The 12,715-nt window shown below is 56.2% G+C and carries 19 protein-coding genes and 2 tRNA genes; 11 read left to right on the top strand and 10 right to left on the bottom strand.

What is annotated here, in order from left to right:
* Nucleotides 1–184: 184 nt before the first annotated feature.
* From ROLI_RS04920 to gph, 3 genes are all read left to right on the top strand, one after another.
* A tRNA-Gly gene (locus ROLI_RS04920) sits at nucleotides 185–259 on the top strand.
* 551 nt (nucleotides 260–810) lie between these two features.
* A complete protein-coding gene (locus tag ROLI_RS04915) occupies nucleotides 811–1,227 on the top strand; it encodes a LysR family substrate-binding domain-containing protein (RefSeq protein WP_316247501.1) in 417 nt (138 codons plus the stop codon).
* Nucleotides 1,228–1,322: 95 nt separating this feature from the next.
* Nucleotides 1,323–2,024: a phosphoglycolate phosphatase gene (gph, locus tag ROLI_RS04910; protein ID WP_187432007.1), complete on the top strand. Its 702-nt coding sequence runs from the start codon at nucleotides 1,323–1,325 to the stop codon at nucleotides 2,022–2,024.
* Here the strand turns inward: gph and ROLI_RS04905 are convergent.
* Both ROLI_RS04905 and ROLI_RS04900 read right to left on the bottom strand, forming a co-directional pair.
* A complete protein-coding gene (locus ROLI_RS04905; protein WP_262386685.1) occupies nucleotides 2,017–2,304 on the bottom strand; it encodes a hypothetical protein in 288 nt (95 codons plus the stop codon). The genes gph and ROLI_RS04905 overlap by 8 nt on opposite strands.
* Nucleotides 2,305–2,357: 53 nt before the next feature.
* On the bottom strand, nucleotides 2,358–2,597 hold the full coding sequence (locus ROLI_RS04900; RefSeq protein ID WP_187432009.1) for an Lrp/AsnC ligand binding domain-containing protein: 240 nt from the start codon (nucleotides 2,595–2,597) through the stop codon (nucleotides 2,358–2,360).
* A gap of 139 nt (nucleotides 2,598–2,736) precedes the next feature.
* Here ROLI_RS04900 and hisB point away from each other — a divergent pair, with 139 nt between their 5' ends.
* Nucleotides 2,737–3,324: an imidazoleglycerol-phosphate dehydratase HisB gene (gene hisB / locus ROLI_RS04895; RefSeq protein WP_187432010.1), complete on the top strand. Its 588-nt coding sequence runs from the start codon at nucleotides 2,737–2,739 to the stop codon at nucleotides 3,322–3,324.
* 1 nt (nucleotide 3,325) lies between these two features.
* Complete coding sequence (hisH, locus tag ROLI_RS04890) at nucleotides 3,326–3,964, top strand: imidazole glycerol phosphate synthase subunit HisH (RefSeq protein WP_187432011.1); 639 nt, start codon at nucleotides 3,326–3,328, stop codon at nucleotides 3,962–3,964.
* A 61-nt stretch (nucleotides 3,965–4,025) separates the two neighbouring features.
* Here the strand turns inward: hisH and ROLI_RS04885 are convergent, their stop codons facing one another.
* Nucleotides 4,026–4,529, bottom strand: coding sequence for a hypothetical protein (locus tag ROLI_RS04885; protein ID WP_187432012.1), 504 nt, complete (start codon nucleotides 4,527–4,529; stop codon nucleotides 4,026–4,028).
* 418 nt (nucleotides 4,530–4,947) lie between these two features.
* Here ROLI_RS04885 and hisA point away from each other — a divergent pair, with 418 nt between their 5' ends.
* The 4 genes from hisA to ROLI_RS04865 are packed head-to-tail and all read left to right on the top strand — an operon-like array spanning nucleotide 4,948 to nucleotide 7,238.
* Nucleotides 4,948–5,670 (top strand): 1-(5-phosphoribosyl)-5-[(5-phosphoribosylamino)methylideneamino]imidazole-4-carboxamide isomerase, encoded by a 723-nt coding sequence (gene hisA, locus ROLI_RS04880; RefSeq protein ID WP_187432026.1) that lies wholly within the window; start codon nucleotides 4,948–4,950, stop codon nucleotides 5,668–5,670.
* A gap of 5 nt (nucleotides 5,671–5,675) precedes the next feature.
* Nucleotides 5,676–6,164, top strand: coding sequence for a DUF2867 domain-containing protein (locus ROLI_RS04875; RefSeq protein WP_187432027.1), 489 nt, complete (start codon nucleotides 5,676–5,678; stop codon nucleotides 6,162–6,164).
* A 7-nt stretch (nucleotides 6,165–6,171) separates the two neighbouring features.
* Nucleotides 6,172–6,933, top strand: coding sequence for an imidazole glycerol phosphate synthase subunit HisF (gene hisF, locus ROLI_RS04870; RefSeq protein WP_187432013.1), 762 nt, complete (start codon nucleotides 6,172–6,174; stop codon nucleotides 6,931–6,933).
* A complete protein-coding gene (locus tag ROLI_RS04865; RefSeq protein ID WP_187432014.1) occupies nucleotides 6,930–7,238 on the top strand; it encodes a phosphoribosyl-ATP diphosphatase in 309 nt (102 codons plus the stop codon). The genes hisF and ROLI_RS04865 overlap by 4 nt, the downstream gene beginning before the upstream one ends.
* Here ROLI_RS04865 and ROLI_RS04860 read toward each other — a convergent pair.
* The 3 genes from ROLI_RS04860 to rlmB form a co-directional block, all read right to left on the bottom strand.
* Nucleotides 7,235–7,702, bottom strand: coding sequence for a CoA-binding protein (locus ROLI_RS04860; RefSeq protein WP_187432015.1), 468 nt, complete (start codon nucleotides 7,700–7,702; stop codon nucleotides 7,235–7,237). The genes ROLI_RS04865 and ROLI_RS04860 overlap by 4 nt on opposite strands.
* A gap of 222 nt (nucleotides 7,703–7,924) precedes the next feature.
* Nucleotides 7,925–8,239 carry a hypothetical protein gene (locus ROLI_RS04855; protein ID WP_187432016.1) on the bottom strand — a complete coding sequence of 105 codons (315 nt, stop codon included), beginning with the start codon at nucleotides 8,237–8,239 and terminating at the stop codon, nucleotides 7,925–7,927.
* A 10-nt stretch (nucleotides 8,240–8,249) separates the two neighbouring features.
* Nucleotides 8,250–9,041, bottom strand: a complete 792-nt coding sequence (rlmB, locus tag ROLI_RS04850) for a 23S rRNA (guanosine(2251)-2'-O)-methyltransferase RlmB (RefSeq protein ID WP_187432017.1) — start codon at nucleotides 9,039–9,041, stop codon at nucleotides 8,250–8,252.
* A gap of 110 nt (nucleotides 9,042–9,151) precedes the next feature.
* On the opposite strand from rlmB, the gene ROLI_RS04845 reads away from it, so the two are divergent.
* Nucleotides 9,152–9,235, top strand: a tRNA-Tyr gene (locus ROLI_RS04845).
* 353 nt (nucleotides 9,236–9,588) lie between these two features.
* Here the strand turns inward: ROLI_RS04845 and ROLI_RS04840 are convergent.
* On the bottom strand, nucleotides 9,589–10,338 hold the full coding sequence (locus ROLI_RS04840; RefSeq protein ID WP_187432019.1) for a glutaredoxin: 750 nt from the start codon (nucleotides 10,336–10,338) through the stop codon (nucleotides 9,589–9,591).
* 108 nt (nucleotides 10,339–10,446) lie between these two features.
* Here ROLI_RS04840 and cueR point away from each other — a divergent pair, with 108 nt between their 5' ends.
* Complete coding sequence (gene cueR, locus ROLI_RS04835) at nucleotides 10,447–10,830, top strand: Cu(I)-responsive transcriptional regulator (protein ID WP_187432020.1); 384 nt, start codon at nucleotides 10,447–10,449, stop codon at nucleotides 10,828–10,830.
* 200 nt (nucleotides 10,831–11,030) lie between these two features.
* Here the strand turns inward: cueR and ROLI_RS04830 are convergent, their stop codons facing one another.
* From ROLI_RS04830 to ROLI_RS04820, 3 genes are read right to left on the bottom strand one after another with little or no spacing between them, the layout of a single operon-like run.
* Nucleotides 11,031–11,327 carry a hypothetical protein gene (locus ROLI_RS04830; protein WP_187432021.1) on the bottom strand — a complete coding sequence of 99 codons (297 nt, stop codon included), beginning with the start codon at nucleotides 11,325–11,327 and terminating at the stop codon, nucleotides 11,031–11,033.
* Nucleotides 11,324–11,737, bottom strand: a complete 414-nt coding sequence (locus tag ROLI_RS04825; RefSeq protein WP_187432022.1) for a HEPN domain-containing protein — start codon at nucleotides 11,735–11,737, stop codon at nucleotides 11,324–11,326. The genes ROLI_RS04830 and ROLI_RS04825 overlap by 4 nt, the downstream gene beginning before the upstream one ends.
* An 11-nt stretch (nucleotides 11,738–11,748) precedes the next feature.
* On the bottom strand, nucleotides 11,749–12,708 hold the full coding sequence (locus ROLI_RS04820) for a hypothetical protein (protein WP_187432023.1): 960 nt from the start codon (nucleotides 12,706–12,708) through the stop codon (nucleotides 11,749–11,751).
* Nucleotides 12,709–12,715 lie beyond the last annotated feature (7 nt).

Here is a 12,715-nt window from a genome sequence, read left to right as displayed (position 1 = left end):
CCATGGATCCGGTCCCACGTGGGATCTCCATGGTAGGATACGGGATCTGGTTGAGAAGGCCTGTATCGGGGGCGGCGGCGGTGCTTTGCGCGCGCAGATACTCATGCAAAGATTTTTGGCAGTTTTTGGTTTTTTCCCTTGCAGGGAACCGGCAGCACCGCTATTTCACGGCTCACCCAAGGAAGCGGGCGTAGCTCAGGGGTAGAGCATAACCTTGCCAAGGTTAGGGTCGGGCGTTCGAATCGCCTCGCCCGCTCCAAATTCGCCAAAATACCCAATTTATTAGATAGAACCGCCTTCGGGCGGTTCTTCTGCTTTTATGGTGTGGGCAGTATGAAATGCTTGGTGCAAGATTGAAATTTTGACGGAAAATGAACTTCCGCCCCAATTCGTTTTCAGATACATGTCGTCGCGTGCAGGTTAACCTGCCGGCGCAGGCAGCAGGGAAGCGACCTAATCCGATGTCATATGACATCAGATCGGCATCTCCATGTATCAGGAATTTCTGGGGACTTTTCGCTAAAACGAATGCGAATTGTTGCGCGATCAAATCATTCATATTTAACTATTTGCATTCAAACACTGATGTTATACTGCAGCCCCTCTGATGGAATTTTGTCACCTCTTTCGGACGTGTTTGTCGCTGAAAAATACCTTTTCTTTCGATCATCGCAGTTACTTTGCGGGGCCGATGTTGCTCCCCCGCGCAGACCGCCCATCTGAATGGAACGACGCCTCTTCAGGGGTGATGTCAGCAAATCGTGTTGGTGGCACATCGAATCACGATAGCAACATCCTGAACGCGGGAAGATACCCGTTCAGAGCGACCCGCTTGTGGTGCTCTTGCCGCGTGCCCATCCGCTGAGTATGCGCGCGGTGATTCCAGTTTCGGCCCTCAAGGATACGCCTTTTGTGACCGGGTCGGTGGATCGCTGGGTGGTCTTTCATCGCCATCTTAACAGGTTATGCCGCCAGGCAGGTTTTGAGCCCAATGTCGTCCAAACCGGCCCCGACACGCTCAGCATCATCGGGCTTGTCGCCTGCGGTATGGGCGTCACAATCCAGGCCGATAACGCGCAGGTGCGTGCGGACCTGCGCATCGTCACGCGGCCCATCATGGAGGCGCATGACCCCGTGATCACCCATGCGGTTTGGCGCAGGGACATGCAGGACAAGGCCAGCTTGCTCATGCGCGCCTATCTTCACGCGGCTTTTGCGACGCCCTGAAATGACGCATTGCCAGTGGTGTTCAAGGCGCGCCCCGGCTGATCTTTTTCGCAAGCGGCAATGGTCATTTTTCAAAGCGCGGTTTAATCACCGGTATGACCCGAACAAACACCATCATTTTCGACCTCGACGGCACGCTGATCCACAGCGCACCTGACCTGCAAGCGGCGACCAACCACGCCCTGGGCCTTGTCGGCAGACCACCGCTCGATCTGGGCACTGTTGTCTCCTTTATCGGCAATGGTGTGGAAAAACTGGTAGCGCGCGCGCTGGTGGCGACGGGTTCGGCACCCCCGGAATTACAGCAGGAAACGCTGGTGCATTTTCTGGCGTATTACGAAACCCATAGCGTGGATTTGACGCGCCCCTACCCCGGTGTCGTGGCCTTTCTGGAGGGGCTGAAACAGCGTGGTATCATCATGGGGCTGTGCACCAACAAACCCACTGCGCCGGCGCGTGACATCTGTGCAGCACTGGATCTTGCGGGTTATTTCGATGTGATCCTGGGGGCCGAACCTGATCGGGCGAAAAAGCCTGACCCGGCCCCGTTGCAGGCGTGCTGTGACATGCTGGGCGTTGAGGCCAGTGGTGCCGTTTACATCGGTGACAGTGCTGTGGATCATTTAACGGCGGCACGGGCGGGAATAAAATTCGGTTTATTCACAGAAGGATACCTGAATACACCGTTGCCCGTCCCGGATCCTGATCTGAAATTCTCTGACTGGGATGATCCGCGCTTGTTTGCGTTTTGCACGCAAGAGCCGACCCACAAACCAGGACACTCGCCGGTCAATTGATCGGGAACTGGCGCAGGCATTGATTGGCGTAGCGTTCGAAATCCTCAAAGGTCTGCTCCAGGTCACGGCGGTCTCGCACCACGCCCAAGGCGGCCTTCTTCTGCGCCCATGTCCCACTGACGTGTTCGACCAGAATGCGCAGGGTGATATCAAGCATGACCTGCTTTTCCGTCGACCCGATACGGCCCGTCGATTCCAGCGCAACGGCCGTGAGCGCAATCGCATTGGCACAGCGCAGCGCAGCCGCCTCCTCGCCTTCATAAATCTTTTCTTGTGCCATTACGGGCGCTGCCAGCGCATAGGCCGCTATCATCCAGGCGCACAATAGGACCCTCAAAAGACTTTGAACGTCATCGTTGTGAGCGACCGTTCAATCCCGTTGATGTCAAGCAGACGGTCATTGATATATTTGCCCACATCGGCGTCCTTGGGAATATAGACCTTCATCAGAAGGTCGAAATCGCCGCTGGTGGAATAGAGTTCCGAGTGGATTTCGCGCAGCGCAATTTCTTCTGCTACGCGGTAAGTTGAGCCGGGTGTGCAGCGGATCTGGATAAAGACGCAGGTGCTCATGAAGTCTCCTTGACCGGGCAAACCGCCCTGCCCCAAGCTGACATATAGAGCACGCAAGCCGCAATCCCGAATGTGGCATCTTGGCCTGCGCGCCGTGGCTGTTATAAAGGCGCGCAATTCTATTGGGCAGGAGTCCCCCATGCGCAGCCATTCCCTGACGCGATCCACGGCGGAAACCGAGATCACCGTGCGTGTCAATCTCGAAGGTACCGGCAGTTACGACAACCAGACCGGCGTTGGTTTCTTTGATCATATGCTGGACCAGTTGGCGCGCCATTCGCTGATTGACATGAGCGTGCGGGCCAAGGGGGATCTGCACATTGATGACCACCACACGGTTGAGGATACAGGCATCGCGCTGGGTCAGGCGCTGGCCGCAGCTCTTGGCGATAAACGCGGGATCCGTCGGTATGGCGCGTGCCTGCTGCCGATGGATGACGCGCTGGTGCGCACAGCACTTGATTTATCCGCCCGCCCGTTCCTGATCTGGAACGTTGATGTGCCGAGCGCTAAAATCGGCAATTTCGACACCGAACTGGTGCGCGAATTCTTTCAGGCGCTCAGCACGCATGGCGGGATCACCCTGCATGTCGATCTGCTCCACGGGCTCAACAGCCATCATATCGCCGAAGCCACCTTTAAATCGGTCGCGCGCGCGCTGCGGGATGCCGTTGAGGTGGACCCGCGCAAGGCGGATGCGATCCCCTCGACCAAAGGCGCGCTCTGACGTGCTCACAGCCATCATCGATTATGAGAGCGGCAACCTGCATTCGGCACATAAGGCGTTCGAGCGCATGGCACGCGAGACGGGCGGCGGTGACATCATCGTGACGGGGGACGCCGATGTCGTAGCGCGCGCCGACCGTATTGTGCTGCCCGGCGATGGCGCTTTTCCGGCCTGTATGGCGGCGTTGAAGGGGCATTCCGGCCTTTATGCCGCGATGATCGAGGCGGTTGAAACCAAGGGACGGCCTTTCATGGGCATCTGCGTTGGTATGCAACTGATGGCCAGTTGGGGCCGCGAGTATGAAGACACGCAAGGCTTGGACTGGGTGCAGGGAGAGGTAACGCGGATTTCCCCAGACGATCCCCGGCTCAAGGTCCCGCATATGGGGTGGAACGATCTGATATTGGACGCGGCGCACCCGGTGTTTGATGGCATTGCCAGCGGCGATCACGCCTATTTCGTTCATAGCTATCAGATGGCCGTCACCAACCCGGCGCACCGTCTGGCGCATGTGGATTATGGCGGTGACGTCACGGCCATTATCGGCACCGGCACGATGATTGGCTTGCAATTCCATCCCGAAAAAAGCCAATCCGCCGGGCTTCACATGATCGCCAATTTCCTGCGGTGGTGCCCCTAGGCCCAAGCGAAACGGCACCGGGGGCGATCTGCGTTGCGCCAAACAGGGTGCTATAAAATAGTCATTGCATCCCGCTCTGCTTTGGCGCGTCTGACTTCGGCTGGCCGGACATCACGACAAGGGGGGGAGAGCCGAATGAGACTGAATTTCCTTCGTTATCCAGGATCGACCAGCGTGCTGCAAACAAATAGTAACTGCGGGTCTCCCATCCGGTCTGATCGCGCCTGAACCTGGGTCGCCAGGCCCCTTCAATCAAAACGGGCAGGCGCACATGATCAATATCAGGTGCCTTTTCACCCAAAGCCTTCGCCTCGCGTATCCGTTTATTCATGAGCGCATTGAGGCGCGCCTCCAATGGGCCTGCCTCTTTTACGCGCCGCCCGGCAAAGGCAACCTCGATTTCCGTGGTTCGATTTGCAAAACCCCGCACCACCAGATCGTTGCGCGAATTTCTGGACATTTGCGGCACCAGCTCGACGGCGAGCTGTCCCACCTTGCTTTTGAACAGACCACTATCTTCATATTCCGGTGTTATTTCTGAGGCTGGTTTGCGACGATGAGACATATGTGCACCAGGGCGATAACAAATGAACGAGACCTGATACACCTATCAAGAGGGTCAGGGGCGAAAGTGCTTTTGTACGACAAGACCTGTTAATGAAGCGTTGAACCGGAACGCCGATCACCAACCCCGCGGATATTTTTTACCGTGCACCCCAAGTCTGGCACCGCTATTGCGCTATCCACTACCTGTCCTGTTTGGAATACATCAACCCACCCGACACCTTCATGCGATCTTTCCAGGATATACCGCGTCATTGGACGGGCACCATACCTGGCCCCTCTATTCACCTTCCCCTTTATGCACGACCCCCTCCGGCCTTTGCCCCCATACAATCATGACCCCGCGTCGCGTTGCAAAGCATGGATGAAACGTGCATGACGCGCGTAGCGTCAAATGTTCGCCAAGATAGGAGCCCATGATGATCCTCTACCCTGCCATTGACCTCAAAGACGGCAAGGCTGTGCGCCTTGTGCACGGGGATATGGACCGATCCACCGTGTTCAATGACGACCCCGCCGCCCAGGCGCAGGCCTTTGTGGATGCGGGGTGCGCGTGGCTGCATCTGGTTGATCTGAACGGGGCATTCGAGGGCGCGCCGGTCAATGCGGCTTCGGTCGAGGCGATTCTGAAAACCTGCCTTGTGCCGACGCAATTGGGCGGAGGCATCCGGGATATGGCGACCATTGAGGCCTGGCTCGAAAAAGGCATCACCCGCGTTATCCTGGGTACGGTTGCCGTTGAGAACCCCGATCTGGTGCGCCAGGCCGCGCGCCGCTTTCCCGGCCATGTCGCGGTGGGTATTGATGCGCGCAACGGGTTGGTTGCCACCAAAGGCTGGGCAACTGAAACCGATGTGCAGGTCACCGATCTGGCGAAATCCTTTGAAGACGCGGGCGTAGCCGCAATCATTTACACTGACATCCTGCGTGATGGGGCGATGGGCGGTCCCAACATCGAGGCCACGGCGGTGCTTGCCCGCGCGGTGTCGATCCCGGTGATCGCATCGGGGGGGGTTTCCTCCCTGCAAGACCTCATCGCCCTGCGCGATTGTGGCGCAGATTTGAATGGCGCAATTTCGGGACGCGCGCTCTATGATGGGGCGATTGATCTGAAAGCGGCGCTTTCAGCCCTGAAGGAGTGATGGATATGCCCGCGCGGGTCACAAAGAGCGCATTGCCATCGAGCAGCCCGCTGCACGCGCGGCGCAAGGCGCAGGATTTTCTGGACTGCTACAAGGTTGCCAGTGATCTGAACGCGCCAGAGGCCGCAGAAATCATCGTGGATTTTCCGGGCTGGGCGAAAAATCTTGTGGCTTTGCGCAATCTGCTCACCGCGCCCTTTGGCCTGAGGACGGATGGACCCGAGTCCAAACAGAAATTGGGCCTCTTTCCGGTCGAATCGTCCTGTGACACCGAGGTGATTGCCGGTTTCAACGACCGCCACCTCGATTTCCGCGTGAGCGTTCTGGCAGAGCAAAACTACATCCATCTGGCCACTTGGGTGCGCCCCCATAACATCGGCGGGCGCGCCTATCTCAGGGTCATTCTGCCGTTTCACATCCTGATCGCGCGAAATGCGTTGGGGCGTGTTGCACGTGGCGCGCAACCGGGGCAGAAATTCCCTCTCCTGGAATGAGTCCGGCATGCTGAAAACCCGCATCATCCCCTGCCTTGACGTCGCCGATGGCCGCGTGGTCAAGGGCGTGAATTTCGTCGATCTGCGCGATGCGGGCGACCCGGTCGATGCCGCCATCGCCTATGACGCCGCGGGTGCGGATGAATTATGTTTCCTCGACATCACCGCGACGCATGAAAACCGCGCGACCATGTTCGATGTCGTCACCCGCACGGCGGAACATTGCTACATCCCGCTGACGGTCGGGGGTGGCGTGCGCACGCCTGCGGATGTGCGCGCTTTGCTGCTGGCGGGCGCGGATAAGGTCTCATTCAACTCGGCAGCCGTCGCCAACCCGGATGTTGTCGCGCAAGCGGCGGATCAATTCGGCAGCCAATGCATCGTGGTCGCCATCGACGCCAAGACGGTCAGCCCCGGCAAATGGGAAATCTTCACGCACGGCGGGCGCAAACCCACCGGCATTGACGCGGTCGAATTCGCGCGGACCGTCGTTGCAAAAGGTGCGGGTGAAATCCTGCTGACCTCCATGGACCGCGACGGCACCCGCGCGGGTTTCAACCTGCCGCTCACACGCGCCATTTCCGACGCGGTGCATGTGCCGGTGATCGCCTCTGGCGGGGTCGGCACGCTCGATCATCTGGTCGAGGGCGTGACAGAGGGCGGTGCCTCGGCGGTTCTGGCCGCGTCGATTTTTCATTTTGGCGACTTCACCATCCGCCAGGCCAAGGACCACATGGCCGCCGCCGGTATACCGATGAGGCTGATATGACACTGAACGATCTTTTCGACACCATTCAGGCGCGCAAGGTCGCGGATCCAAAAAGCAGCTGGACCGCGCAGCTCTTGGCGAAGGGTCCCGAAAAATGCGCCGAAAAATTCGGTGAGGAAGCCATTGAGGCCATCATCGAAGCGGTGAAGGGTGACAAGGCAGGGCTGACGTCGGAAGCGGCAGATGTGCTCTACCACCTCATGGTCATGCTGGCCGCGCGGGATGTGACGCTCGCGGATGTTCTGGCGGAGCTTGAAAGCCGGCAGGCCCAATCCGGCATCGCGGAAAAAGCCGCGCGTTCCTAGAGTTTCGACGAAATAACACCCGTCGCAAAGCCACCCATGCGCAATTCGCCGAACAGGCGCTGATACTCGATCTTGGGGCATCTGTTCTGGATGACGGTGACGCCGCGCGCTTCGGCCTTGCTGGCGGCCTCCGGATGTTCAACCCCGATTTGCATCCAGAGGGTTTGCAGCTGTGGAAACTGCGCCAAGGCCTCATCGACGATGGGCGGCACGGCCTCGGAACGGCGGAAAATATCCACCATATCCACGGGGCCGTCGATATCGCTGAGTGCGCCCCGCACGGTCTGGCCAAACAGCTGTTTGCCTTCATGCACCGGGTTCACAGGCACGACATTAAATCCCTTGAGCGTCAAATAGCGCGCGACATAATAACTCGGGCGGACCGGGTTGAGGGACACGCCAACCACCGCAATGCGCCGCGTGCGCGTCAGGATGTCTTTGAGCAGAGCGTCGGAATAATTCATATGACCTGTCTATAGGCCTGAACGGCAGAAAAAAAGAGCGCCCGATGCTGTATTAGCATGGGCGCTGAAAGGTACGGAACGAGGGACAGTCATGAGTTCAACAGGCGTTCCGGGCCCGCTGACATGACAAGTACATAAGCACGAAGAAGTGCTTATCCAGACTGTCTCGCAATTCTGTGAACGAAAAGTTAAAAACTGACCGAAAGACGGCATTTCCGGGGGTCAATCGAAAATATCCTCGATGACGTCGAAAGCCTCTTCGAGAAGATGCTTCATGAAGCCCTTGCGCTTCTTCTTGCGCCGTTTGACAGGCGCATTCCGGTGGGGAGCATATGGGCTTTGCGCTTGGGGAAATCTGCGCACCGCGGAGGGGCGTACCAATTCGGTTTTGCCCGGATGCTCGCGCGGTAGCCGTTTGAGATCATGCAAGGGTGCCCCACAGCTTGAACAGGCCAATTCGTGCCGGGATCTCCCCAGCACAAGGGCCGCGCGGGTGCCACAATAACAGCATGTCGCGATTTTCGTCGAATAGGCCATCTCGCTCCCCTCAGCGCGCCGCGCTCTCACCCGGCGCTTTACTGGCATATAAGGCGAGCGCGGCGGCATTCGAGACGTTCAGCGAGCCAAATTGCCCCGCCGCGTCAATGCGCACCAATGCATCCACGGTTTCCTTTGTCTTTTCACGCAACCCCGGCCCTTCGGCCCCGAGCACAAGGGCGAGAGGGCGTTCCCGCCGACCCTCAACAGCCGCCTCGATGGTCTGGGAGGCCTCCCCGTCCAGCCCCAGAACGATATACCCCATGTCCTGAAGCGCGCGGATCGCATCCGCCAGGTTGCGCACCCGCACGTAAGGCTGACGTTCCAGCGCACCGCTCGCGCTTTTGGCCAAGGCCCCGGTTTCGGGCGCAGAATGGTGCCGCGTGCCGATCACCGCAGAGGCTCCCAAAACTTCCGCTGATCGCAGAATAGCCCCCACATTATGCGGATCCGTCACCCGGTCCAGCAACACAACGCGCGGCGAGGCAGGCCCGATGCATACGTCCTCAAGCCGCCCCCAATTGAGCGGTTTGACCTCCAGCGCGACCCCCTGATGCACGGATCCGGGATCAAGCGGTGCGGAAAATTTGCGCGGATCAACGATTTCGGGCGTGATAGCAGCGTGCTCGATCGCATCGGCCAGTTTGTTCTGGGCATTTAACGTTACAATCAGGCGTAGCTTTTCGCGGTTCGGGTTCATCAGCGCATCGCGCACCGCATGCAGGCCAAACAACCAAACCGTCTCGCGACCTTCGGCTTTCCTGTCCTGCTCTTTTTGTACAACCCACTTGGGCTTTTTCATGTTTCGGGTCCATTCGGTTTTCACGCGAAAAAGGTTCTGATTTCACCTTGACGCTTCTTGGCACCGCTTGTAATCACGCCTTCACCGCTCATGCAATGCAAGAGCGTTGTGGGCGACAGGCCGCAAGGTGTGGCAGGGGACTGTAACTCCCTCGCGGAGACGCACGCCTGGTTCGATTCCAGGGTCGCCCACCATAATCTAAGTATTTGATTTAATTATATAAAATAAATCCTCAATGTATCGAAGCGTTCCATAGCTAAACGAAGGTCCGCTTCGTTAACAGTAGTTTGGCAGATGGTTAAATCACAGTTGAAACCTACCGATCCAACGTTAATGCGGTGATCTCCCCGCCGCGATCATGACATGATGCTGTTGGTGATGCGCGCCAATTGTCATCAATCCAAAGAAACCCAAACCCAGTATCTGGTTCAATTCTTCGTCTGACCCGACCTGAATTGCGATAATCGATTTCATTGAAAGCACTGACCCTTACGCCTTTTGGATATCGCTAAGCCTTCCTGTAGGTGGAGGGTCAAACGATTTGTTATCACAGCTTCGAAAGCATCCAGACCGCCATGCCAACCATCATCAGGTTTTCGGTCAGCGACACAAACCCCAACGGCACTTTGCTATCCCCACCGACGCAAGCGCATTTAAGCTCGCGTTTATCGACGTAGACCGCCTTGAACACACTGAGAGCACCGATGCTTGCCACGAACAACGCCGCTGGTGCAGACAACCATGTGAGAACACCCGCCATCATGAGCAGACCCGCCCCTGTCTCAACGAACGGATAGACGTATCCATAGCGAACCCACCGCTGTGCCAACAAATCATAGTTCAAGAACATCGTAGCGAACCGCTCAACGTCTTGCAGCTTTTGCAGACCCAGCAACACCATTGATATCGAGATGAACCATTCCACTGTCCGCCCCGTGAATACGGTACCCAACGCCACCCAAGTCACAGCGATGGCCATCAACAATGCGACCGTGAATAAAGCAATGACAGGCTTATAGGTCGTGGCATCTTTGGACTTGGGGACCTTTCCTAGATGTGTGCTCAGGTCATCGAACCCACCGATGCGGGTTTCATCAATGAACACCTGTGGCGTCGTCTTCACATCATGCTTGGCTTTGAACGCATCAACCTTGTCACGGCTGGTGAGGTGGCGGTCATCCACTTGATAACCCTGACGTTCCAGCAAGTCTTTCGACTTCAATCCGTAGGGACACATGTGGTCGGTCATTACCATCCGATAGAGGGTGGCAGTTTTGGCGGCGATATCCTTGGGCATGTATCAAATCCTTATGTGGGTGCAGGCATCCATGACAAATGGCACACTTGAAACTCATTCATCATCAACCTAATCTCTCCAGTAACTGGAAGGTCAAGGGTGAGTTTTATGAATATCTCTGCTGCATCAAAGGCGGCGGGTCTCCCCGTCAAAACTGTGCGTTATTACGCCGACATCAAGTTGGTCGAAGCGCCGTCCCGATCGAGTGCAGGATACCGCACCTATGATGATGCGACCGTGCGTAAACTGGTGTTCGTCAGACGATCACGGGCGTTCGGGTTCAGCATCGAAGGATGCCGCGAACTGCTTAGCCTCTATCAAGATCAGGACCGCACTAGTTCGGAAGTGAAACGGATCGCATCTAAGCGATTGGAAGAGATCGAAGAGAAGCCGCGAGAGCTTCAGTCCCTGCATGATGAGTTGGCTCATCTGGTGACATCATGCCGTGGCGACCACATGCCTGACTGTCCCATTATCGATTACCTTGGGTGAAGTTTACAATCTACCATTTCCCAGAACCCGCCATTCGCTGCGCAACAGAAAGATGTAGGTCTGGGCTGATTGTGTTGAAAAACTCTTCGATTGGAAAATCGTATTGAAAATTTGGAACTTCGTTCTCGTATGCGACCGTTTTACAAACATCGTTTACGATATGACCAATTCGCGGGACGATACTCTTGCAAATTGACCACTCACGGCGAAACACTGAGTTTTTCAACACAATCGGCTCCAAGCCGACATCGGATGCAGCGCAGCATCCGCCCGATCTTGGCTGTGGCTAGCGACACGAACGGCCCATACCGGACATTTGCCGGGACCATCGACACTGCAGCGCAGCTTCCCGAAAGCTGATGTTCGAGCATCGTGCAGCATTTTTGCTTCATCGACGTGATGCCGAGAAAGCGAGCTTTCGCTGCGGCTGCCCCAATGACGGCATTGTGGAAACCGGGCGACCATTCAGTCTCTTTTGTTGCAGTAAATGCTATCAAAGAAGCTCCGTCTTCAGTTTTTTCATGAGTGACGCGCGAGCCAATTCAAATCCATTTTGAAAGGCCTCACCTGTTTCTGTCAGGAGCTGCTTTTTCTTTGCGTCTACCGGGCCATGAATGATTGCCGACCGTACATCATAGAAATGTTTCACCTGATCTCTGAACTGGGATTTTGATTCATCGCTGGTGCCAAGAGTGTCTGCGACAGCATTTTGTAAATCCAAACTGATGCGCCTGCCAGTTGGCTTGAAAAGCCGCTCCAGCGACACGGCAACGTCAAGAACCTTGTCTTCGCGTGCATATCGCCCATCTCTGCCAAGCGCCTCAGCCAACCGTTGAATTACAGGTGCAAGCTCGGCGTAGGCTCCAACATCTGTCTCAAATATGTGTTGGCGCGCGTTCTTGACCAACCCGGGGTCAACTATCGGCGGCTCTCGAAAAGGACCAAACAAATGCCAGTTGAACGACCTTTGCGCGTAGAGCCGCTATTGTGAATCAACCCAAGCAAGTCACTTGAGGCACGCGGCACACATCCCTCAATCGTCATCATCCATCGATGTGGCATTCCGGTGGATACGGCGAGTAAGTTTGCAAAAGCCGAAACTCTCCCATCGAATGACGGAGGCATTCTCCTGACCAATGAATTATTATGGGAGTTGGGGGGGCGAATTTCGGGCTTCCAACGGAAATGATGCACAACTGCGCAAATGGAATCCCAGTTGCGGTGCCGGAGCTGATCAGGTGCGACATCCTCTAACCATTCGTCATCAACGTGCTCGCGTAGGCGCGAATAGGGCACCAATGAATATCCCTCATCAAGCTCGACCGTGTCTAAAATACGAGCACCGTGAAACAGTGCGATGTCATAGCCAATATCCAAACGGTTAGAGAGTGGGTGGCTTTGCCTGCCCCCAGATAGCTGCAAAAGTGAATTCAACTCAATGATAGAAGTACGAAATCGCTTGTCAGGAGACGCATCACGGCGGGCCATTTGTCCCACTATCAGACGGCTCAAACTTGTGAACGAGCGTGCATTGAGGATGCCGATCTGCAAACCATCATCTCCAAACACAGTGCTCGAAACGCAGGTCAAACTCGGATGTAAACGCATTACATCTCTTACATGATCCAAAGCTGTTCGAAGCGGTAAAAAGTATTCCTGATCACCATCGTGCTTCGCAAACTCAGCAGCTTCGTACAGGCGGCCAACGTCTTCACTTGGATATGGGGTCTCATTCTGACCATTAAACGTGATTTGTGTCGGGCGGCCGTTGGCTTGCCAGTATGCCTCAAGAAAGGGCTCTTGGGTATCAGCAAGAGCGTTCAGAACAAGTTCAAGACGAACTTCCCATATCTTTTCTTCAAAAGAACCAATGCTCATAATCGAC

Source organism: Roseobacter fucihabitans, assembly GCF_014337925.2.
GTDB classification, from domain to species: domain Bacteria; phylum Pseudomonadota; class Alphaproteobacteria; order Rhodobacterales; family Rhodobacteraceae; genus Roseobacter; species Roseobacter fucihabitans.
The sequence above is the reverse complement of the archived record's forward strand: the minus strand, read 5'-3'. Positions and strand labels throughout refer to the sequence as shown.

Bases quoted from the DNA above. Each gene is read 5' to 3' on its own strand.
- hisA (WP_187432026.1), top strand. From the start codon at position 4,948: ATGATCCTCTACCCTGCCATTGACCTCAAAGACGGCAAGGCTGTGCGC.
- rlmB (WP_187432017.1), bottom strand. From the start codon at position 9,041: ATGAAAAAGCCCAAGTGGGTTGTACAAAAAGAGCAGGACAGGAAAGCC.
- ROLI_RS04875 (WP_187432027.1), top strand. From the start codon at position 5,676: ATGCCCGCGCGGGTCACAAAGAGCGCATTGCCATCGAGCAGCCCGCTG.
- ROLI_RS04900 (WP_187432009.1), bottom strand. From the start codon at position 2,597: ATGAGCACCTGCGTCTTTATCCAGATCCGCTGCACACCCGGCTCAACT.
- cueR (WP_187432020.1), top strand. From the start codon at position 10,447: ATGAATATCTCTGCTGCATCAAAGGCGGCGGGTCTCCCCGTCAAAACT.
- hisB (WP_187432010.1), top strand. From the start codon at position 2,737: ATGCGCAGCCATTCCCTGACGCGATCCACGGCGGAAACCGAGATCACC.
- ROLI_RS04885 (WP_187432012.1), bottom strand. From the start codon at position 4,529: ATGTCTCATCGTCGCAAACCAGCCTCAGAAATAACACCGGAATATGAA.
- hisF (WP_187432013.1), top strand. From the start codon at position 6,172: ATGCTGAAAACCCGCATCATCCCCTGCCTTGACGTCGCCGATGGCCGC.
- ROLI_RS04820 (WP_187432023.1), bottom strand. From the start codon at position 12,708: ATGAGCATTGGTTCTTTTGAAGAAAAGATATGGGAAGTTCGTCTTGAA.
- ROLI_RS04840 (WP_187432019.1), bottom strand. From the start codon at position 10,338: ATGCCCAAGGATATCGCCGCCAAAACTGCCACCCTCTATCGGATGGTA.
- ROLI_RS04865 (WP_187432014.1), top strand. From the start codon at position 6,930: ATGACACTGAACGATCTTTTCGACACCATTCAGGCGCGCAAGGTCGCG.
- gph (WP_187432007.1), top strand. From the start codon at position 1,323: ATGACCCGAACAAACACCATCATTTTCGACCTCGACGGCACGCTGATC.
- ROLI_RS04905 (WP_262386685.1), bottom strand. From the start codon at position 2,304: ATGGCACAAGAAAAGATTTATGAAGGCGAGGAGGCGGCTGCGCTGCGC.
- ROLI_RS04855 (WP_187432016.1), bottom strand. From the start codon at position 8,239: ATGGCCTATTCGACGAAAATCGCGACATGCTGTTATTGTGGCACCCGC.
- ROLI_RS04860 (WP_187432015.1), bottom strand. From the start codon at position 7,702: ATGAATTATTCCGACGCTCTGCTCAAAGACATCCTGACGCGCACGCGG.